Raw genomic sequence first — 21,403 nt, 5'->3', positions numbered from 1 at the left:
CCGCAACTTATAAGCGGTGTTTCACCTACCCTGGCTCTCTGGGATTTTGAGCTGGGGGCGAAGTACACGTGGCCGCTTGAGTTCTGGAGCGTGGGGATTGACGCACGTACCTTTCTGCCAACGCGCTCTTCTTTCTTCGATCCCGGGGTATTCGGCGGCTCCGTCCGCGTGCTTGCCACCAGAGAAACTGAGATTTTCACAACTCATCTCAATCTTGGAGGACTTCTGCGTGAGAAAGCCGGTGTCCTTCTAGGGGCGGGTGCGGAGTTACGCTACGACTTCTTCAATCCCTACATCGAGCTTACGGCTGAGGTGTTTGCTGATTCCTTCCCCGTGAGGCTGACGCCCGGGGTGAGGATCCTCACCGATATCGGGATAAGTTTATTTTATGCGGCTGACTTTGGGCTTACCCCTGACGCCCGCAGTATCGATCTTGAAGGCGGGGAGTATGTGAATCAGATCTCAGTAGGCCTGGCTTACTCGCCGGTTCCGCAGATCGTAAGACGCAAGGCTTTGCTTCTCGTCAGGGTAAGGGATGCTTCTACCGGCGAGCCCCTCGCCGCCCAGGTTACAATCGCGGATCATTATCCGGGCGTTTTTGTAATCGGCCTAAGCGGCGAGCGTGTTTTAGATGTGCAGAACGGTCGGTATAAGGTAACCGTAAGTGCGCCCGGATATACGCCTCAGACCTATACCCTGAACTTTACCCCTCGTCGGCCCGCGTTGCTTGAGGTAGAGCTTGAACCGGATCGCACCGGCGCACACCTTATAGTAAAAACTGTCGATCGCCAAACCGGAGGTGTCATACCTGGTGTCTCGGTTTCTGTGGCAGCCATCACTCTGGCTACAGATGAGGTTGGAGAGACCCACTTCAGCCTTCCGCCTGGTTCCTACACGATCGAGGCAGTTGCCCCAGGTTACCTGCCCCAGAGGGAGACCGTTCTGGTTTCTGCGGGTATGCCGCTTGCAGTAACGATCTCGATGCTGAGAAGCGACGCGCGTATCCGCATCAGCGGCATCTACTTTCCATCAGGAAGCGCCGTAATTCCGGCTTCATCCTATCCAGCCATAGATGAGGCGGTGCGCGTGCTCCAGGGAAACCCGGATATCTGCATCGAGATCCAGGGTCATACCGACTCCCAGGGTTCGGCTGAGGGAAACTTTTTGCTCTCCCAGCGCCGAGCCGAGGCGGTGCGCGGCTACTTGATCCGTGCACACGGGATACCTGCGGGACGACTCCTGGCTCGTGGATACGGCGAGAGTATGCCTGTGGAATCTAACGACACCGAAGCCGGGCGCGCCCAGAATCGCCGCGTAGAGCTGGTTGTTTTGCCCTGATAGATAGTGCTTTAGCCAGGATCAGGTATGTTTGATATGCCTCTTGCAGACCGCAAGTGGGCGTGGGAAACTACTGATCCTTAAGATTGGTTGTCTCCCTTGACACAACCCAAACATTAGTTATGCTATGGTGTTGGGCGTTATTCGCCACTACGGAGCCTAAAACCGGTTCACCTTGAACCGATGCCAAAGGAGGTAAGATGAAGAAAATCTTGATAACCCTACCTTTAGCTATCCTTATCGTTGGTTGTGGATTGATTCCCAAGCCCCCGGACGTTGAAGGGATAGAGAAACTGCTCACCGAGGAGTTGAAGGTAATCGCCACTCCGGGTGACGACAGCGTTAGAATAGAGATCAAAGGTTTTCCAGCCGAGCTGCCTGAAGGGCTTGAAGGTGTAAGCGTTTACGTGGACACCTTTGATATGAGTAATCTACCTGGTAGTGAACTTGGAACGCCGGTTGCCTCCGGCATCACGGATAGCACGATAATCGAGCAAGGCGGATTAAAGAACGGTAAGCAGTACTATTTTGAAGGCCGCGGCGAGATGGTAGGCGACACGGTTTCGACCCTGGGTTTCGGCGGCATGTTCTATCCCCGCCCGTGGGGCTCGGGCTCCTATCTAGGCTATAATCCTGATGCTACCCCTCCTGAAGAGGGTATAAACAACGCACTTCGCTTTGATCGTGCGACTGGTCACCCTGAGGAAAATCTGACAGCGAACGGTGAGGCGGATTTCTTTTTATTTACAGATGCTGGAGGCGAAAATCTCTACATTACCAATACGATGACGCTTGGAAGCGAGAATAGAAACGGTGTCGAGCCTGCAGAAGTTCATATACAGAACTGGCTGGATGTAAAGGATTCATCTGCTACCTACTCTGACACAGTGATGCTTGAAAAGGATCAGGTTTACTACTTCATGACCGCTGATGGTTACTTCGGCAAGTTCGCGGTAGTTGGAGATATTACCACCGCGCCTGTTGTTATGTTAGGCGAGGGCGATGCCCTTAAAGTCTACCTTCGCTACGCGTTCCAGACCGCCCAGCACATAGGACACTACTGATTTTTTGGAGCGGATAAGATCTTTTTGCCCCGTGCCGGCGTTTCGGCGCGGGGTTTTCTTTTGTTTTTTTAAATCCTTACGCAGTGTTTGGACTCTCAACCGCCTTCCAGGTATGTATTCTCTCGGATGTTTATTCAGGTCTATTAGGGAGGTCGCCGGAGCCTTCTCCGTGACTTAAGTCTTCCTTCTCCTTTACGCGGGCTGCCACTTCCTCCCCTACATCCGTTTTTTCTACTTTGCTGGTTTCCTCCTTAACCTCTGGAGATATTCGCTTCTTATCAAGCCACTTCTGGACGAAGAGATCGGTTATAGCTTTTGCATTTTCAGGCGAGAGTGAAGAGATCAACACCTTGGCCGCCTCGTTGCGGAATAACCGGCGGTTCTCTTTGGCCGAGCGAAGGCTGTAATTGAACGTCTGTTCCCAGTCGCCGGATTCGGCCGAGTGATGGGCAAGCATCGTAAAATAGCGCTCCAGCGATTCGACGTAAAGGACCTCGATCGCCCTTGTAACCTCCCGGTGCAGACGTTCACGATCACCTCGAAGGATCGAGTCGTAGCAAACATCACGCACGAGCGTTTGCCTGAATACGTACTCTGTCTCACCCGCCTCTATGGGATAGATAAGTCCGGAGGCTGTCGCAGGGGACATAAGTCCCGCCACATCAACCTTTTTCATAATGTGCGCAATAATCGTAGACGGGAAGTGCATCCCGTATACAGCACCCAGTCTGAGTGTCTGGCGGACCTCCTCGGGAAGTCTGTCTAGCCTGGAGAAGACAAGGCTGTAGAGGTCATCCGGTATCTCCGCCGCATCCACCCCCTCGCCCATTACCCACTTGCCGTCCATCTCGGTGATCAAGTTCTTATCCAGGAGATAGCCGGCCCACTGTTCAAGAACCGACGGATTGCCGAGTGAGCGTTCATAAAGGAATTGATGAACCGCGTCGTCGGCCCCAGCACCCAGTATTCGCTCTGCAAGTTCCCTTGAATCCGATGCGGAGAGCGGTTCAAGGGTAACATTTTGTAGACTCTCTTGTGGTATCTCCAATCCTTTACAGAACGTCTCTTCGAACTCCGGGTTGTATGTAAAGAAGAAGGTTATCCCTTGGGGCCTAAGGCGAGGTATTGTTCGTGTGGCGAATGCAAGCATCTCAAGCGAACCTACCTCGCCTCTTGCAGGATCGTCAACCAGAAGCGCTAAAGGACGCCCTGCAGCACGTCGCAGGATGTAGCTGCGGAAAGCATCCATCAAGTTTTCAACCCTCAGCTCTGGGGAATACGCGGCTATCTCTTCCTGTGCCTGCCCCAGGCCGAAAAGCATCCCTGCGATGAATGCAAAACGCCTCAGCAATTCGTCCACTTCGAGGCTCTCTCCAGCATTCCTTACCACATCACTCAGATGGTCTGTAAGTTTTTTATGCTTTAGGTCTGCCGAGTCATCTTCCTTGATAGAGGCCTGGCTCATGAGGATGCGTCGAAAGACCTGATAAGGGGCTCCTCTTTCATCGAGCGAAACCTCAAGCACCTCGTGCGTTGGAGCAAGCCTTTCGGCTAAGCGGCGCAGGAATCGGCTCTTGCCCATTCCGTGATCGCCTGCGATCCCCACCACCATACTTTCCCCCGAGGCAAGTTCAACCGCACGATCGAGCTCTGGCTCGTGCGTCGTCCACTCGCCAGGCACTTTGGTTGGAACTTTCCTGGCCTTGCCAAGTTCAAATCGCTGGTAGCCTACCCCGCTGATCACGGCAGGGGAGAGGGACTTGCTTTCATAAAGGTCGGCAAACTTCTGTGCGGCCTCTGCTGTGATTACAAACTCGCCCGGCTCAGAGGCGCTCATGAGCTTTGCGGCGGCGTTCACCCGCTGGCCGATGACCGTGTACTCCTTCTGGGGTCCACCTATAAATCCGGCAAAGCACGCTCCGTATGCAAGCCCCGCCTTGAGCTTGAAGGGCGTGGTAAGTTTCGCCAGTTCAGCGAAGAAGGCGGCGGAATTGGCACGATCCTCTTTATGGCTTAAAGGAGCACCGAATAGTATCAGAAACGTGCTTCCCTGAGGCGCGATGTTAACCTTGTTGATTGTCCCATGGTATCCACTAAGAAGTCTGTAAAGGTCGAGATAGAACTCGTTGAGTGTGTCGAAGCGAGGGTTTGCCGGATCGTAACCGTGCATATTCAGGAAGATAGGCGCTACCACCCGGTATTCCCCACCCGATGAGAGTGCCGGTTTTCCGCTCTTACCTACCGGCAGGAACGAGCGCGTCACCCCGGCAAGTTTTGCACGCTCGGCATCCTCAATCACAGGGTAGGGTTCAGAAGGAAACATCTCCTCCTGCAAGCCCTTTTTTACGATAAATTCACCTGCTCCTACCGCCTTTTCTGCGCGGGCCAGTTCTTCAACCACCTCACCCAGCGGAAACCAGTTGCTCTTTTCCTCATCGCCCAGGATCGCCTCAAAGTATGCCCCGCCTCCCACGATCGCCTTTATCGAGAGGGGGAAGTCCCCTTTACGAGTCTTAACCTCGGGATGCCCCTTGAACCAGTCAAGCATCTCCCATGCCGCATCGGTTGCGCGGTCAACGGCATCCACACCGTCGAAACGGGCAAGCAGCGAGTCGCCGCCCAGTTTTAGGAGAATGCCATTGTAGTCTGCAAGTATTCGAGAGAGTCGCCAGAAGTGGTCGTTGAGTATCTCCGTGACCCACTCGATCCCCTCCTTACCTGCGGCGGTCAACGCATCGGTAAGCGGCGTAAAACCCGAGATATCGGTGTAAAGCAGCACGGATCTCGTTTTGGTGATTCCATGAGTAACCCTTTCGTCGCGTGCGATCCGCGCAAGCACATGCAGAGGAACCTGTGGAAGAAGTACCTCCTCGGCCAAGCCTCTCTCCTTCTACCTCAAATCGAGTTCGTATCGTAGTGAGGGCTGGAAAAGCTGATTGAACTTAGATTCCAGAAACCTCTCGAGGAACGATTTCCTCTTTGGAATCTTGGCAAGTTTGGGCGTGCCCTCCAGGCCGCAGAGTTCAGCCAGTATCCGGTGGGCGTCATCACGCGTGCCCAGCGTATCTACCAGGCCGTAGAAGTATGCCTGACGCCCTGTGATGATCCTGCCGTCGGCGATTGCATAAACACTGTCAAACGGCAGACCGCGTCCGGCCACAACCTCTTCCAGAAACTGATCGTAGACGTCGTCTATCATTACCTTCAAAAGAAGCGTGTCCTGCTCGGTGGGCTGCCGGAACCCCGAACCTATGTCCTTGTGCTCGCGCGACTTAACGGTATAGAGCTGAATACCCACCTTGTCCAAGAGCTCCTCGTAGACGGGAAAGTTCAGTATCACCCCGATGGAGCCGGTGAGCGTGCCTGGCAGGGCCACTATTCTGTCGGCGGGTGCTGAGACGTAGTAACCGCCAGATGCCGCAATCGAGGACATGGATACCACGACCTTTTTGTCGGCTTTCTTGAGACGCTTAATGGCTTCGCAGATCTCCTGGCTTGCCCCCACGCCTCCGCCTGGTGAGTTGACCACCACAAGCACGCCCTTTATTGCAGGGTTTTCTTCGAAGCGCTTAAGGTCCTTGACGATCTCTTCCGAGGAAACAATGGGACCTTCTATCTCCACAAGCCCCAGCCCGCCCTTACACCCTAAGACAAACACCGCGGAAAACATCAAAAAAGGGAGTTTTTTCAGGATAAAACGGCCCATACTGACCTCCTTTTAAGCTTGATGGGCTGGCTCGTCCATTCAGGCAATAAAATGGGCCTAGGTAGAGTCGAACTACCGACCTCACGCTTATCAGGCGTGCGCTCTAACCAACTGAGCTATAGGCCCTTGCTAATTGAAATGATACGGGGAAAAGACCGCTATGTCAACCCTCGGCACTGCACCCGTCTATGGCGCAGCCTTTGTTCAAGGACTGATCTTTTATCGCAACAGAACCAGTTTGGTTTGAGTGGAGTGGTTATCGGTGTAAACCCGCACGAAGTAGACGCCGTGGGGTAGCACCTCTGGTGCTTCCCGGATACCCTTGCCTTCTAAGGTTTCCTCAAGCTGCCTTTACGGTCCTCCTACCCTTCCGGTGTTCATGTTATCGTGGTGGAACTTCGGCCACGGGGATGGGGCAAGCCCCTGAGAGGAACTGTAGATTGCGTAGAGATAGTAGTCATAAGACCCCACGTATATGGTGCCGTCCGTGCCGATGGCAGGGGAAGAGGTCACATAATCCCCGGTCTGATACCGCCACTTGAGGCTACCGTCAGGGTTGATTGCGTAAAGGTAATCATCATCTGACCCTACGTATATGGTGCCGTTCGTGCCGATGGCCGGGGAAGAGTGCACAATATGATCCGTCTCGTATCTCCACTTGAGACTACCGTCAGGGTTGATGGCGTAAAGGTAGGTGTCCTCTGACCCCACGTATACGGTACCGTCTTCGCCAATGGCAGGGGAAGAGCGCACCATACTCCCGGTCTGGTATTGCCATTTTAGGGAGCCGTCAGGGTTGATTGCGTAAAGGTAGTCGTCACAAGACCCCACGTATACGGTACCGTCTTCGCCAATGGCAGGGGAAGAGTAGTGCACCCAATCCCCGGTCTGGTATTGCCATTTTAGGGAGCCGTCAGGGTTGATTGCGTAAAGGTAGTTGTCCCTTGACCCCACGTATATGGTGCCGTACGTGTCGATGGCAGGGGAAGAGCATACATAATCCCCGGTCTGGTAGCGCCATTTTAGGGAGCCGTCAGGGTTGATTGCGTAAAGGTAGTTGTCCCTTGACCCCACGTATATGGTGCCGTCCGTGCCGATAGCCGGGGAAGACAACACCCAATCCTCGGTCTGACAGATCTGATATTGCCATTTTAGGGAGCCATCAGGGTTGATGGCGTAAAGGTAGTTCCAAGACCCCACGTAAATGATACCGTCAGAGCCGATGGCCGGTGAAGACCACACCTCAGACACGGTCTGGTAACGCCATTTAAGGGAGCCGTTCGGCTTGATTGCGTAAAGGTAGTTGTCAAGAGACCCCACGTATACCGTGCCGTCCGCACCGACGGCAGGGGAAGAGGTCACATAATCCCCGGTCTGATACCGCCACTTAAGAGCGCCTTCCGGGCCGACCGGGATTCCACAGGACAGAAAGAACACGAAAGATAGTAGAAGAAGACAGACTCTCCGCGTTTGATGCCTGACCTTGTCTGATGATTTCATGCCATCCTCCTTTTGGTTGTTTAGTTTGTTTAGAAACGTCCCCTTAAATGGTACAAAGGGTGCCACCTCCATAATTCTAGTATGCAAAGATTTCTTGAATTGTCAAGTGTGATGTTTTATTGTGAAGAACTTGTCGGACCCCGGTCGGGCAGGTTGTATTCGCCCTCCTTCAGTCTTTCCTTTACTATCGCCAGCCCCTCCTCCTTGGTGGTGATCTTGCGTTCCCACTGGAGCTCCTCCAACTCCCCAAGGATAACCTTGAAGATCGGGCCGGGCTCAAGACCGAGGGCGATGAGATCATGCCCGTTGACCAATGGCACAAACGCTGCGCGCTTTGCGTCCTGGATGGCCAGTTCCAGTATCTTGACGATGGTGTACTCCAGATGTCTGGTCCGGCCAGCGGTGGCAAAGCCGTCTGCAAGATCGAGCAGCATGACCTCCGAGGCCACGTCCGCGCACATCCTGCTAAATCGACGCATCGCGCGTTCGGTAAGCTGGGGTCCGGTGGCGATAAGATGCAGATGCATGTGTCTTGCGATAACCTGCTCCACGTATTCGGCATCGGCCCTGGAGAATCGCAGCTCCTTCTGAAGCGTCCGGCGCATCTTTCTGGCTCCCTTGGTGTCGTGCCCGTAGAAGTGCATTCTGCCGTTATCGGTCCTTACCTTGGTTTCGGGTTTTGAAACGTCGTGAAACAGGGTTGCCAATTTGAGAAGTGCGGTGCGGTGAGGGTCGGCGGCGATCTCCTCGATCCTTTCACGTATAAGGGGCGGGAAACGTCTCTCCTCAAGCATACGCTCCAGTGTCCCTAGGACTGCAAGCGAGTGCGACCGCACAGCATAATCAGCCCAGAACTCATCGAATGGGAAGATCTGCTGCATCAGCCCGGCAACGATCATACGATTGATCAGTGGATAGACGCGCGGAAAACCCAGGATCAGCATGAGTTCGTAGGCTATGCGCTCGCGTGCCACACCCTCAAGGGATGTACTCTCCGCCTCGTGCTCAAGCGCAGAGTCGATGCGGAATCTGAGCTGGGCGGCGAAGCGGTATGCCCTCAGGATCCGCAGTGGATCGGCCTTTATCGAACCAGGGTCTACAGCACACACCAGGCCTTTTTCTATATCGTTGATACCGCCGAAGGGATCGATGGGGGAGAGGTCTTGACCTTCAAGGAGCGCTTTGACCGGCAGTGCCATGGCGTTTATGGTGAAGTCGCGCGATGCCAGATCATCCATGATCGAGCGCTTGAAGCCGCGGAAATCAAGGATCAGTTCCTTGCGGATCACGACCCTTGCCTCATCCTCCTCCTCTGAGAGCGTGACAAACGCGCCTTTCATCTTGCGAGCGACCCGTGAAGCGAACTTCATACCCGAGCCCTGAACTGCGAAGTCAAGGTCCAGGGTCTTTCGCTCAAGAAACAGATCGCGCACCGCACCTCCCACCAGGTACAGTTCTTTGTCTCCAGTCAATCCTGCTATCTGTTTGAGGATATCGGTATGAGGTTTCAATCCTGAGAGCTTGAATCTCACAATATCCCCTTAAGGAACCGACCGGTGTAGGATTTTGCGGATTTTGCGATCTTCTCAGGCGGGCCCTGGGCCACTATGTGGCCGCCTTCATCACCACCCTCAGGCCCCAGGTCTATTATCCAGTCCGCACACTTGATCACATCTGGATTGTGTTCAATCACTATCACCGTGTTGCGTTTCTCCACCAGGCGCTGCAGAACCGAAAGAAGCATCTTTACGTCCTCAAAATGGAGCCCGGTAGTAGGCTCATCCAGGAGGTAGACCGTATGTCCCTTTGGGATTTTTGACAGTTCCTTTGCCAGCTTGATACGCTGCGCCTCACCTCCTGAAAGCGACGGAGCGGACTGCCCGAGCTTTATATATCCTAAGCCCACGTCCTTGAGAAGTCGCAGCTTACGAGCCACTGGGGGGATGTCTCGGAAGAACTCAAGCGCCTCATCCACGGTCATATCAAGCACCTCCGCGATATTTCGGCCCTTGAAGCGCACCTCCATGGTCTCGCGGTTGTAGCGCTTGCTGCGACAGACCTCGCATGGAACATAAACATCTGGCAAGAAATGCATCTCGATCCTTAATGTGCCCTCGCCTGAGCAGCGTTCACAGCGACCTCCTCGAACATTAAAGCTGAACCGGCCCGGCTTGTACCCGCGGATGCGCGCCTCCTTGGTCTTGGCAAAGAGCTCACGGATCGGGCCGAACGCCTGGGTGTAGGTGGCCGGATTAGAACGCGGGGTGCGGCCTATGGGCGACTGGTCGATGTTAATGACCTTATCTATATACTCAAGACCTTCAATGCGGTCGTGAGCCCCTGGCTTGGAGCGGGAGCGGTAGAAGCGGCGGGCAAGCGCCCTGTAGAGGATATCGGCGACCAGGGAGGACTTGCCGGATCCTGATACGCCGGTGACGCAGATAAAGAGGCCAAGCGGAAACTCTACGTCCATGTTCTTGAGGTTGTTGTGGCGCGCTCCTTTTACCACCAGTTTATCGAGATTTGGGGAACGTCTGTGGGATGGAACCTCTATCTTACACTTACCGGTAAGGTAGCGACCTGTAAGGGAACGTTTAGAGGATTTGATTTCCTCAGGAGTGCCCTGCGCTACGATCCGCCCACCCGCGGCACCCGCACCCGGACCAAGATCTATCACGTGATCTGCCGACTCTATCGTATCCCTGTCGTGTTCAACAACGACTACCGTGTTTCCAAGATCACGCAGCTTAGCGAGCGTGGACAGCAGTCGCCTGTTATCCCTTGGATGCAGACCGATGGTCGGTTCATCGAGTATGTAGATTACGCCCACAAGCCTTGAGCCGATCTGGGTGGCAAGGCGAACACGCTGCTCCTCGCCGCCTGCCAGGGTATCCGCGGTTCGATCCAGAGTAAGGTAGGCAACACCTACCTCAACCAGGAAGCGAAGGCGTTCGGAGATCTCCTTGATGACCTCCTTGACGATGGTGCGATTGTGTTTTGAGAGCTTGAGATTTGCAAAGAACTCGGTCGCCTCGCGTACCGAGAACCTGGTTATCTCGCGGATGTTTGCCTCACCGATTCGTACAGAGAGCGCCTCGGGTTTGAGACGGTCGCCCCCACACTTTGGACAGGGCAGGATGGACATAAACCCCTCGATATACCGCCTGCGGTAGTCTGATTCAGTCTCCCTGTGCAACCGCATCAGGTTGTTGGCGATACCCTCGAAGCGTTCGTAGCCCTCATAACGATGGCCTGAGCGACCCACGTATTTGACCTCAACCGAGGCGGGAGAGCCGTATAGCACTATGTTACGTGTCTCTTCTGACAGCTCGGCCCAGGGCGCGGCAAGATCGAATTTGTAGTGTTTTGCGACCGACCTGAGCAGGGCCAATGCCCACCCCTGTGGTTCACCCCAGGGCGTAAGCGTGCCCTCAAGTATGGAAAGCCTGGGGTTGGCGATAAGCCTGTCAGGATCGATCTCCATCTTTGTTCCCAATCCGTGGCATACAGGGCAGGCCCCGTAAGGAGAGTTGAACGAGAAAAGCCGGGGTGAGAGCTCAGGATAGGAAAATCCGCATTGGGTGCACGCTAATGACTGGCTGAAGATGCGTTCATTCTTTCCGTCTATAAGCACTGTGCAAAGCCCCTCACCCTCGGATAGAGCCAGTTCTACCGAGTCGGCCAGCCTCTTTCGGATGTTGGGTTTTAGCACTATCCTGTCTATCACCACCTCGATGGTGTGCTGTTTGTACTTCTCAAGGATAGGCGGACTATCCAGTTCAATTATTTCTCCATCCACCCGTGCCCGCACGAAACCCTTGCGCGCCAGCTTACCCCAAAGATCCCGATACTCCCCCTTTCTCCCTCGAATCTTGGGAGCAAGGATCACCAGCTTTGTCTTATCAGGATAGGCAAGGAGTGCATCGATTATCTGGTCGGTGCTCATCTTGGATATGGGTACGTTACAGTTGGGACAGTAAGGTTTGCCTACGCGTGCAAACAGCACACGCAGGTAGTCGTAGATCTCAGTTACGGTTGCCACGGTTGAGCGGGGATTGCGAGCCGCGGTGCGCGGCTCGATGGCTATCGCCGGTGAAAGCCCCTCGATGAAGTCCACGTCCGGCTTCTGCATCACACCCATGAACTGGCGGGCGTAGGTCGATAAGGACTCCATGTAGCGACGCTGACCCTCGGCATAAAGGGTGTCGAAGGCAAGGGATGACTTGCCCGAACCCGAGATCCCGGTGATCACTACGAGTTTGTTACGCGGGATACTTACGTCTATGTTCTTTAAGTTATGTTCCCGCGCACCCTTGATGAAGATATCCTGTTCCATAGCGTAGCCCTAATTTTAAGTCCAAAATCGTTATCAGTCAAGGCTGATAATCCCCTCCTGGAGGAACCACTGGCATACTGCTTCCTTTAAATCCCCTTGATAGGGAAGGGTTGGGGTGTCGTTGCGAGGAGTGCGAAATGACGTCCCCTCTCCCTTAATCCCTCCCCACCAGGGGGAGGGAAACCTAGCACACAGCTATTTCCCCAATAGTATAACCTTCTCGGTGATGTTCAATCTCTCAAGTTTACATCCCTCTTCGAGAGTGGCGGAAAGCCGCACAAAGTAAATGCCACAAGGCAGTGAGAGCGGCCGGGTTATGTGATGCCAACCAGCTTGTCTCTCACCATCCTCAATAACACCGACCCTCTTTCCGGCTGCGTCATACAGCTCCACCCTGGCAAGGCCGGAGCCGGGCAGGAAGTAGGAAAGATCGAGCTCGCCTTCACTGAGCGATTGAACCTCAAGCAGGAGCCCGGGAGCGTACCTCGTTTCCTTATCCTCTTCTATGCCGGCGGAGTTCCCATCGGCATCGGTCTTGATAAGGTAGACATCCGCTTCGTCAGCGCCAAAGGAGCGTGTATATCCGGCGATGATATAGCCTCCATCCGAGGTCTCGCAAACAGAATTGCTCCCATCAGCGTCGTTGCCGCCGTAGGTCCTGGTCCAGATGGAATCACCCGAAGCATCGGTCTTGATAAGGTAGACAGCATTGCCAGCGGCGCAGGACCCGGCGATGATATAGCATCCATCCGAGGTCTCTTGAACAGACCGGCCCACATCAGAGTCGCTACCGCCGTAGGTCCTGGTCCAGATGGTGTCACCCGAAGCATCGGTCTTGATAAGGTAGACATCAATGAGAGTGTCGGCAATGTTGCCTCTCTGTCCGGCGATGATATAGCCTTCATCCGAGGTCTGTTGAACAGACCGGCCCACCTCCCAGCGGCTGCCGCCGTAGGTCCTTGTCCAGATGGTGTCACCCGAAGCATCGGTCTTGATAAGGTAGACATCACCACCAGGGTTGCCAAAGGAGTATGTCCCCCCGGCGATGATATAGCCTCCATCTAGGGTCTCTCGAACAGAATAGCCCTCCTCCACTTCGCTGCCGCCGTAGGTCCTCTCCCATGCCTGAGCTGGAACGGAAAAGAAGAGAAGCAGGATTAATATAACCCCTAACTTTTTCATATCTGTCTCCTTTGTTATGTAATTATAGAGATAAAACCAGACTTTGTCAAGCCCTAGGAGTCTGTGCATACGTTCCCCTGAGCGCTTGACTTGGTGGACTATCTCTTCTATAATCCTTGATGGCTAAACCGCGTTTGGTTCGCTGGATAGTCAAGGACTGGTGGCTTAAGCTGATAGCGCTTGTTGCCGCCGTTGTTTTGTGGCTTTTTGCCAGGCTTGAGCGGGAGTATACGCGTGAGTTGAAGCTCGGTCTGGACATGTCCCTTCTTCCCACCGAATACGTGGTGGTCGAGCAAAACGTGGATTCGGTGAGCGTGGAGATACGGGGCAAGGGCAGATATCTCGTCCGACTGGGTAGGTTCAACCCCAAGATTGTTTTGCCCCTCGTATCCATGAGGGAGGGTAGAGAGCGATTGAGGATCGGCCCTGAAAACGTGAATCTGCCTGAACAGATCCAGGTGCGGTCGCTTGACCCATACCAGATTGAGCTCGTGATAGAGCGCCGGGCCAAACGCAAGGTAGCGGTTATCGTTCGTTCGGATGGTATCCCGGCAGAGGGATTCGCGATCTCGGATATAGATTATGATAAAACGGTTGATCTATACGGAACTAAGGAGGTGGTTTCGACTTTTAGCCATCTTTTTTCAGAACCTTTGAACGTGGAGGGAGTTTCTGAAAGTTTCTCCACTTTGCTTGCGATTCAGGTTCCGGACACCGCTGGGCTGGTTACCGAGCCATCATCTGTCTTGGTGAAAGTAAAGGTCGAGCCTGAGACGACCGTGGTGCTTACGAATGTGCCTGTGAGCCTTAAGGGGGTACCTCTTCAGGGACAGGCTTATCTATTGAACAAGGAAGCGAAGCTGACCCTAAGGGGACCTGTTAGCCTTCTGCGGGGCTTCAGCAAGGATGAGGTCGAGGTTAGTATCTCGGTTTCTTACATGACGCCCGGGGACTACAGGGTGCCTGCAGATGTTTCGCTGGCTCCGGGTATCAAAGTGGAGAACAGCAAACCTGCAGTATTCCGTTTGCTAATTAGATGATAACCCTTGGGATAGATACGAGCTGCGACGATACCAGCGTCGCAGTTGTAGGGGATGAGTGGATTCGTGCAAATCTTGTTTCCTCGCATCTAATACATGCAGAATACGGAGGGGTGGTTCCGGAGTTCGCTTCCCGTGCACATACAATACTGCTTTACCCTTTGGTAAATTTCGCTTTAAAGACGGCAGGCATCTTGCTTAATCAAGTGGATCTGGTGGCTGCGACAGCAGGGCCTGGACTTAAGGGCTCGCTTCTGTGCGGTCTCTCCTTTGCCAAGGGTCTGGCACAGGCCTCAGGTAAGCCGTTCGTAGCCGTAAACCATCTTGAGGGTCATATCTACAGCGTTCTTTTGGCTCATCCTCAACTTGAGCCTGAATTCCTGGTGCTTCTTGTTTCAGGGGGACATACCGAGTTGCTTCTAGTGAAGGCCCCATTTGATTACGTCGAGGTTGGTGCTACGCTGGACGATGCATGCGGAGAGGCGTTGGATAAGGTAGGTAAACTCATGGGGCTGGGGTATCCTGCAGGCCCGGGAGTGGAGAGGTTGGCCCAGAAATCCCGAAGCCCCATACCTCTTCCTCGACCCGATCCGAAAGGACTCGATTTTAGTTACTCAGGGCTTAAGACCGCGGCCCGAAACTACCTTGCGGCTCACCCCGACACCTCGCCAGCTGACATGGCCAAAGGACTCGAGGAGGCGGCCTTCGATCATCTTGTAGATCGAGTTGTGCGTGCAGTAAAGAAGTCTGGTGTTTATCAGGTGGGTTTGTGCGGAGGGGTAGCTGTTAATAAGAGATTGCGGTCCAAGCTTTCGGCTGCCGGGGATGAGGTAGGATTTAAGCTTTACTTCCCTTTGCCAGAATTATGCACCGACAACGCAGCGATGGTCGCCGCGGCAGGCAGAGCGCGATACGAGGCGTTTGGTGAGAGCACCTTAGATGCTTCTGCCTTTGATCGCGCGACTTTTACTCAAAGATCTAGCTCATGAAGATCTCGAACGAGTTACTGCATTACCTTTCCCTTAAAGGGATTACCGACCCTGATGATCAACGTCTGTTTCTCCTTCCGCGACTTACAGATCACTACGATCCGTTTTCAATGAAGGGAATGCGGGAGACGGTAGAGGGGTTGAGAGGGGCGGTGAAGGAGCATCATAAGATATTTGTATGGGGGCACGCTGATCTTGACGGGATCGCCTCTGCTGCGATGTTCAAATTTGCGCTCGAAGATTTGGGGGCAGAGAAGGTTGGGGTACGCATCCCTTCACGAGAGGTGGAGTGGTTCGGGCTGATCCCTGATGAACTGCGGGAGCTCAAGGCATCTGGGGTGGATCTTGTAGTTACGGTAGATATAGGGGTTACTAACGTTGCCGAGGCGGCACTGGCTCGTGAGCTGGGCCTTGGTTTGATCATCACCGACCATCACGAGTTGATAGGTAAAGCGCCGGACACGATACTCATAAACCCGAAGCTTCCGCAGAGCGGGTATCCGTGGCCTCAGCTTGCAGGTGCGGGTGTCGTGCTGAAGCTCGTTTGTGCGTTATATCAATATATGGTAGGTATGTCGGTTGAGGAACTTGCGCGTCTGCGGCCTCATTACTGGATGTTTGCCGCCCTGGGAACTATCTCCGATCGCTGTCCCCTTCTTGACGAAAACCGTCTGATCGTTCGGGTAGGTCTGGACCACATTCGGGCTGGCGAGTGGCCTTCACTTGAGATCTGGCTTGAAGAGATGGGTTTTGAGGCGGAGAGATTGACCGTGTTCGACCTTTACAGTAGGGCTATCTCGGTCTTCTACGCCGCCGATCCTGAGGAAGGGGTGAGGATTTTGCTCTCCAGGGATCGGGGGTGGCTTCGGGCCCGATACGCCGAGCTTAAAGAACGTGCAATGAAGTGGCAGCGCGGCAAGCAATGGATGATCGAGGAGGCGGAGCGTTCAGCGCTTCATATAGGCGGGATGGTCATCTCGGTTTCCGAGGAGATCGGCGAGGCCTATCTGGGCACTACAACTCACGCTTTGCGTGAACGCTATAACCGACCGGCGATTGTTCTCGTTCCAAAAGGAAACCTGTGGCACGCGGAGTGCCGAGGTCTCGAGCAAACCGATCTTCTGTGGTATCTCTCGCAGTTTGAAAGCATCTTCTTGACCTTTGGTGGTCATCGTAAGGCCTGCGGCTTCACCCTCAGACCCGAGAACTTGGAGGAGTTTCTCAGGGCCCTCGAAGCAAATCCCATACAACTGCCCCAATCACAGGATAAAGAGGAGATCGTGTTCGAGCTGGGGATTGAGAAAGACCTTAAGGATTGGGCCCTTCTCGCTCCGTTCGGTGAGGGGAATTGCTCCCCCAGACTGTTGGCGCGAGGGGTCCATATCGAAGAAGCCGGAGAGGGATACCGCGCCGATGGGATCCCCATTTATCTCCCGTTTGCCCTACGTCCTCTTCCTCAGCCTAACGGACGTTTCGATATGGAATACACCGTCAAGGCCGATGGGACGATCAGGGTGTTACGTCTTGTGCCGATAAACTGAGATCTTCTGGTTGAGCAGGACAACCTCAGCTACGCTCCTGTTTGTAAAGATAAACATCCCCCCTCCGCATCCTTTTGCATCCAGTTATGACTTTATATTCACGCCCTTTCCAGATACTCGCCGGTTTCCGTGTTGACCTTTATCTTGTCGCCTGGCTCGATGAATGGCGGCACGTTTACCTTAAGACCTGTGTTGGTTACCGCCGGTTTGAGTTGTGCCTGGGCTGTGGCGTGCTTCAGAGCGGGCTCGGTTTCTACAACCTCCAGCACAACCGCTTTGGGGGACCTCACGCCTATCGCTTTGCCTTCAAAGAAGGAAACCGAGATTACAAGACCTTCGGTAAGGTAGTGGCGGTTATCGCCGATTAACTCCGCGTTGATGGCAATCTGCTCGTAGTTTTCCGTGTTCATGAAGTAGTATAGTTCGCCGTCCTCGTAGAGGTACTGCATCCGGGTCTCCTCAATGGTGGCTATCTCCACTTTCTCATCCGAGGCGAACCGTCGTTCGGTGGAGAGTCCTGTGCGTAGGTTGCGCAGTTTGAGCTGTATCTTGCCTGATTTGCGAGCGAGAGTGATGTGTCGGCGATCAAGGACCACGTGCGGATCGCCGTCCACAACGATGCAGTTACCGGTTTTAACCCGGGTTGTCGGAATCAAAGAACCTCCCCGGGTTCTACGTTTTGTTCTCTAAGCTTGCGGGAAAAAATTTCACGTATACGCTTGAGCTCATCGGTGGTTTTTGCCTCAAAGCGCAGGACAAGCACCGGCTGGGTGTTTGAGGCTCGAACAAGTCCCCAGCCCTCTTCAAAGAGGACACGGGCTCCGTCTATGGTTATGGTTTCGTACTCACGTGAGAACTCGTCCTGTAGCGCCTTGATGACCTCGAACTTGCGCTCGTCAGGACAGGGAACGTGGATCTCCGGGGTGTTGATGTAGGAGGGGACTTCGGCAACAAGTTCTGAAAGTGGTCTTTTGCGAAGCTCAAGGAGCTGAAGAACCCTGAGTGCCCCATACAGGGCGTCGTCGTAACCGAAGAAGCGATCTGCGAAGAAAAGATGTCCGGACATCTCGCCCGCCAACGGAGCCTTCTCATCACGAAGCTTTGCCTTGATAAGTGAGTGGCCTGTCTTATACATAATAGGGTTGCCGCCTCGCTCCCTGATATACTCCACTATGCCCTGGGAGCACTTCACGTCGAAGATTATCTTAGCACCGGGTTGACGCTCAAGCACCTCCGAGGCCAGGATAGCCAGAAGCCTGTCACCGAAGATCAGCCGGCCTTTCTCGTCCATCGCACCGATCCGGTCGCCGTCACCGTCGAAGCCCAGACCCAGATCGGCTCCGTGCTCCCGCACTAGCCTGCCAAGCTCTTCCATATACTCTGGAACAGTGGGATCGGCAAGATGAACAGGAAAGCGCCCATCCGGTTCAAGATTTATGTAGGATACATCAAGTTCGGGAAACCCTGCAAAAAGCCGCTCAAGCAGCACGCCGGTGGTGCCGTTGCCTGGGTCAATAATTATCCGCCTCGGCTCCTTGAACTCGAAGGCCTTATGCATGAACTCAAGGTAGGCCGGGATCGGGTCAAGTTTTTCTATACTTCCTTGTCCTTCGGCGAAGCGTTCATCCTCGATGCGTTTTTTTAGCTCCTGTATTGCTTCACCGTACAGGCTTTGTTTTGCCTCGCAGATCTTGAACCCGTTCTGATCGGCGGGGTTGTGGCTGCCGGTGATCATCGCCCCGGTATCCAAATCAAAATGGTGCAGGGCGAAGTAGAGCAAAGGGGTGGGTATAACGCCCAGATCCACTACGTTAACGCCTGCTCTATTGATTCCTTCTGAGAGATTGTCAAACAGCCTCGGCGAGCTCAACCGGATGTCACGTCCCACAGCGATCCGCATAACCCCGCGTTCTTTCGCCCGTGATGCGAGTGCGCGTCCGAGTGCTCCTACCACCTGTGGGGTGAAATCCCGATCAGCAACACCGCGGATGTCATAGGCACGGAAGATTAAAGGATTTACATCCCCCATCTACATCTCCTTGTTACCTTGCGGGTTTCGCTTATGTTGATCTATACCAACTTGCTTCCTTATTGTGTGATTATACCCAGCCACTCCCTTAGAAGGAACTGAAGGCGTCCGATAAGTAGGGAGACACGCGACATGACCGTAAGACCAAACGTGGCTCCGAACCCAAGCATGATGAAGATGATACCGACCTTGGAGACAGGGGAGAGGACACTCTTTTCTTTTCGTGAGAAGAAGAAGTATGCGAGGGTGGTGACTATTCCTATAATCAGTATAATCGCCCAGATGCCTGGCCAGGGATTTCCTGGGGCGAACATCTCAGGAAGCACCAGCGAGGCCTTGGTCTGCTCGAAGATGGTGGCCTGGAAGATGAGTGGGATTGCAATACCCGATCCTAGACCCAGAGCGATTGAGATGGGGATTCGCACCAGCCAGGAGACCTTGGGTATGAGTCGTGTGAAGTACAACAGTCCTATGGCGATGGGGATTATGAGGATGAATCGTCCTTCCACGAACAGGGGGCGCAGCGCGATCTGCCACAGGGCCAGCCACCAGATTATGGCTAAACTGTAGCCGAGTGAGAGTCCTACAAATATGTGTTCTGCTATCCTGTAGATCGGGTTGTCACGGTAGAGTATGCTGAAGATGGCAAGTGTGAGAAGCGCTGCTATCCAGACCCAGACGCTTTTTGAGACGGGAAGAAATACGATAGCCAGAACGATCAGTACCACCGCGACTGCCAGGAAAATTACTGTAGGTACCCATTTCTTCATGACTTTCTCCTGGTTGCAAAGTAGCTTATGTTGCCGAGGATCACAAACAGGATGATTACGAGAAGTGAGGCCGAGAGAGCGGGTAGAGCCTGTGTGCCTCGCAGGAAGATGCTGCGTTTTACATCGGTCATCTTAGGGTCTTGTGGATTGTCTTCTCTCTTGAGTAACTTGTTTACTTCTAACTCGGATACGTCGTAAAGATTGGCAATCGCCAGCATCTTATCCTTATCCACGGTAAGCTTTTGACCCTCTGAGGTTATTGTGTAGGCTCGCTTTCCCTTCAGCCTCACGATCAAGTCACGGGAGTAGGTGGTGGTATCAGGGAACTCCAGCAAGACAAGGGTTTTTTCGAACTTGCCCTGAGAATCCAAAGTGTTATACAACTCATCCAGATTGAGATCGAACCGACTAGCAAGACTGGCTATGTCGTTTGAATCAGCGTCGTAGCTCTGCTTTTCTATGGTTACATTGTAGGAGTCCTTTCCAAGGTATTTGACCACCACGTTGGGGTAGTAACGATCCTTCGCCAGGCGTTCGTATTCGGCACCTGCTTTCATCCCGGCAAGCATCCCGATGAACTGTCTGGAACCAAGGAAGGGATAGATATCTGCTACCGAGACCGAGGTTACGCCTGTAGCCACCGGGACATCGTAAGGGGTATGAGCGTAGTAGACCCAGTAAACGTATAAGCTTGATCCGGTGAAATCAATAACCAATCCTACATCGTCGTAGTTCCGTATGCCTTCCATCACAGGCAGTTCAGCCAGCTGGGTGCCGAAGTAGTCGGTAGGGAATACCTGTTCGATAAAGTTACCCATACCAAGGATTACCGCCACCGGACTGGGTTTCCAGCCCAGGATAACGTAGTCTATACCGTATTCCTTGTTATGCTCCTCGGCGAGTCTTGTGAAAACCTCGATGCCAATATCGGTTCCCTGGATGGGAAGGGCCATAACCAGCAGCGGGATATTCCGAGCGAATCCGTGTCGGACAACCGCTTCAAGCTGGGGCTTAAGCTCGGGTTCGGTCTGAGGGTCGAAATCAACCGATATCAGGATAGCCCTGCGTTTACCGTTTGGGTCTATGTTCTCGATGTGATCAAAGACATCCTTGGTGCGAGGCATTGCACGGACCTTCCCCGGAAGCTTAACCGTAAGGATAAGGGGAATGATTACTACAACGGCCAGAACTATGTAAATAATGCGGCGGTCGATCTTGCCTAGACGTTCCCAGAACTTCATCTCGTACCTCCAAGGTAGCCGCGTTCAATCCCGAGGATGATCTTTAATGATGTAGCGATTGCACCCAGGCTTGCACCGAGTAGGATCCCGCGTTTAGCTGCCATGTTAGGTACTGATAGCAACCACTCTCCTAAGTCGCCAAGGGGAAGCACGTTATAGAAGATAATCGCGAGCATTATCACGAAGGCGGCGACCAGAAGAAGGATGGAAACGAGCGACTTTGCACGGAACGAACGGTAGGCTGCAGAGGCGATGTAGAACGCAAGCACAGAGAACATGGTGGCGCCGAGAGGGATCATCATGTGGGTGAAGAAGTTGGAAAAAAGATAGGTGAAGATCGAGACCTGCTGCCCCTGGACGGTGATGGGAAGCCAGTTCATGTTTGGAGAACGTCCGATTAATCCAACCACAGCCATAACCACGAGGGCACCAAGTGCTATGGGGCTGTAAACCCAGCCTTCCTTCTTATGCTTGATCTTGGTCGCGTGATGGCTGACGAAGCTTGCGAGTCCAATGATGAATGCGAAGCCGCCGATGACCCTCAGCCACTCCAATGCGGTGTTCTTGAAATCCTGGGAGAACTGGTGAGGGATGAAGAACTGGATCATCATCACGATACCAAGCACCAGGGTTATAGTAAGTGGTATTCTGCGTTTCATGCTGCCTC

The 21,403-nt window shown here is 53.7% G+C and carries 16 protein-coding genes and 1 tRNA gene; 5 read left to right on the top strand and 12 right to left on the bottom strand.

Going from position 1 to position 21,403, the window contains the following annotated elements; translation table 11 throughout:
• Positions 1 to 957: 957 nt before the first annotated feature.
• Positions 958 to 1,338: a hypothetical protein gene (locus CEE36_01940; protein ID TKJ44049.1), complete on the top strand. Its 381-nt coding sequence runs from the start codon at positions 958 to 960 to the stop codon at positions 1,336 to 1,338.
• A 200-nt stretch (positions 1,339 to 1,538) separates the two neighbouring features.
• Positions 1,539 to 2,402, top strand: coding sequence for a hypothetical protein (locus CEE36_01935; protein ID TKJ43900.1), 864 nt, complete (start codon positions 1,539 to 1,541; stop codon positions 2,400 to 2,402).
• A 130-nt stretch (positions 2,403 to 2,532) separates the two neighbouring features.
• Here the strand turns inward: CEE36_01935 and CEE36_01930 are convergent, their stop codons facing one another.
• The 7 genes from CEE36_01930 to CEE36_01900 all read right to left on the bottom strand — a co-directional run bounded on the left by CEE36_01930 (position 2,533) and on the right by CEE36_01900 (position 13,195).
• Complete coding sequence (locus tag CEE36_01930; GenBank protein TKJ43899.1) at positions 2,533 to 5,280, bottom strand: hypothetical protein; 2,748 nt, start codon at positions 5,278 to 5,280, stop codon at positions 2,533 to 2,535.
• Between the two features lie 12 nt (positions 5,281 to 5,292).
• Positions 5,293 to 6,108, bottom strand: coding sequence for a signal peptide peptidase SppA (gene sppA, locus CEE36_01925; GenBank protein TKJ43898.1), 816 nt, complete (start codon positions 6,106 to 6,108; stop codon positions 5,293 to 5,295).
• Positions 6,109 to 6,160: 52 nt separating this feature from the next.
• A tRNA-Ile gene (locus CEE36_01920) sits at positions 6,161 to 6,234 on the bottom strand.
• 225 nt (positions 6,235 to 6,459) lie between these two features.
• Positions 6,460 to 7,608, bottom strand: a complete 1,149-nt coding sequence (locus CEE36_01915; protein ID TKJ43897.1) for a cell surface protein — start codon at positions 7,606 to 7,608, stop codon at positions 6,460 to 6,462.
• A 116-nt stretch (positions 7,609 to 7,724) separates the two neighbouring features.
• Positions 7,725 to 9,140, bottom strand: a complete 1,416-nt coding sequence (locus CEE36_01910) for a hypothetical protein (GenBank protein ID TKJ43896.1) — start codon at positions 9,138 to 9,140, stop codon at positions 7,725 to 7,727.
• Positions 9,137 to 11,944, bottom strand: a complete 2,808-nt coding sequence (locus CEE36_01905) for an excinuclease ABC subunit A (GenBank protein ID TKJ43895.1) — start codon at positions 11,942 to 11,944, stop codon at positions 9,137 to 9,139. Before CEE36_01905 ends, CEE36_01910 begins: the two co-directional genes overlap by 4 nt.
• 195 nt (positions 11,945 to 12,139) lie before the next feature.
• Positions 12,140 to 13,195 (bottom strand): hypothetical protein, encoded by a 1,056-nt coding sequence (locus CEE36_01900; GenBank protein TKJ43894.1) that lies wholly within the window; start codon positions 13,193 to 13,195, stop codon positions 12,140 to 12,142.
• A 50-nt stretch (positions 13,196 to 13,245) separates the two neighbouring features.
• Here CEE36_01900 and CEE36_01895 point away from each other — a divergent pair, with 50 nt between their 5' ends.
• Genes CEE36_01895 through CEE36_01885 form a run of 3 tightly spaced genes read left to right on the top strand, consistent with a single transcriptional unit; the run spans position 13,246 to position 16,696 of the window.
• A complete protein-coding gene (locus tag CEE36_01895; GenBank protein TKJ43893.1) occupies positions 13,246 to 14,166 on the top strand; it encodes a hypothetical protein in 921 nt (306 codons plus the stop codon).
• The gene (gene tsaD, locus CEE36_01890; GenBank protein ID TKJ43892.1) at positions 14,163 to 15,155 is read left to right on the top strand and encodes a tRNA (adenosine(37)-N6)-threonylcarbamoyltransferase complex transferase subunit TsaD; all 993 of its coding nucleotides are present in this window, start codon (positions 14,163 to 14,165) and stop codon (positions 15,153 to 15,155) included. The genes CEE36_01895 and tsaD overlap by 4 nt, the downstream gene beginning before the upstream one ends.
• Positions 15,152 to 16,696, top strand: coding sequence for a hypothetical protein (locus CEE36_01885; protein ID TKJ43891.1), 1,545 nt, complete (start codon positions 15,152 to 15,154; stop codon positions 16,694 to 16,696). Before tsaD ends, CEE36_01885 begins: the two co-directional genes overlap by 4 nt.
• 98 nt (positions 16,697 to 16,794) lie before the next feature.
• Here CEE36_01885 and efp read toward each other — a convergent pair whose 3' ends face one another.
• The 5 genes from efp to CEE36_01860 are packed head-to-tail and all read right to left on the bottom strand — an operon-like array spanning position 16,795 to position 21,395.
• A complete protein-coding gene (efp, locus tag CEE36_01880; GenBank protein ID TKJ43890.1) occupies positions 16,795 to 17,352 on the bottom strand; it encodes an elongation factor P in 558 nt (185 codons plus the stop codon).
• Positions 17,349 to 18,725, bottom strand: a complete 1,377-nt coding sequence (locus CEE36_01875) for a phosphomannomutase (protein TKJ43889.1) — start codon at positions 18,723 to 18,725, stop codon at positions 17,349 to 17,351. Before CEE36_01875 ends, efp begins: the two co-directional genes overlap by 4 nt.
• A gap of 59 nt (positions 18,726 to 18,784) precedes the next feature.
• Complete coding sequence (locus CEE36_01870; protein TKJ43888.1) at positions 18,785 to 19,495, bottom strand: hypothetical protein; 711 nt, start codon at positions 19,493 to 19,495, stop codon at positions 18,785 to 18,787.
• Positions 19,492 to 20,736 carry a hypothetical protein gene (locus tag CEE36_01865; GenBank protein TKJ43887.1) on the bottom strand — a complete coding sequence of 415 codons (1,245 nt, stop codon included), beginning with the start codon at positions 20,734 to 20,736 and terminating at the stop codon, positions 19,492 to 19,494. Before CEE36_01865 ends, CEE36_01870 begins: the two co-directional genes overlap by 4 nt.
• The gene (locus CEE36_01860) at positions 20,733 to 21,395 is read right to left on the bottom strand and encodes a hypothetical protein (protein TKJ43886.1); all 663 of its coding nucleotides are present in this window, start codon (positions 21,393 to 21,395) and stop codon (positions 20,733 to 20,735) included. The genes CEE36_01865 and CEE36_01860 overlap by 4 nt, the downstream gene beginning before the upstream one ends.
• Positions 21,396 to 21,403 lie beyond the last annotated feature (8 nt).

This window comes from candidate division TA06 bacterium B3_TA06 (genome assembly GCA_005223075.1).
GTDB lineage: Bacteria > Hydrothermota > Tepidihabitantia > B3-TA06 > B3-TA06 > B3-TA06.
Note: the sequence above shows the minus strand (reverse complement) of the source record. Positions and strands in the feature narration are given on the sequence as shown.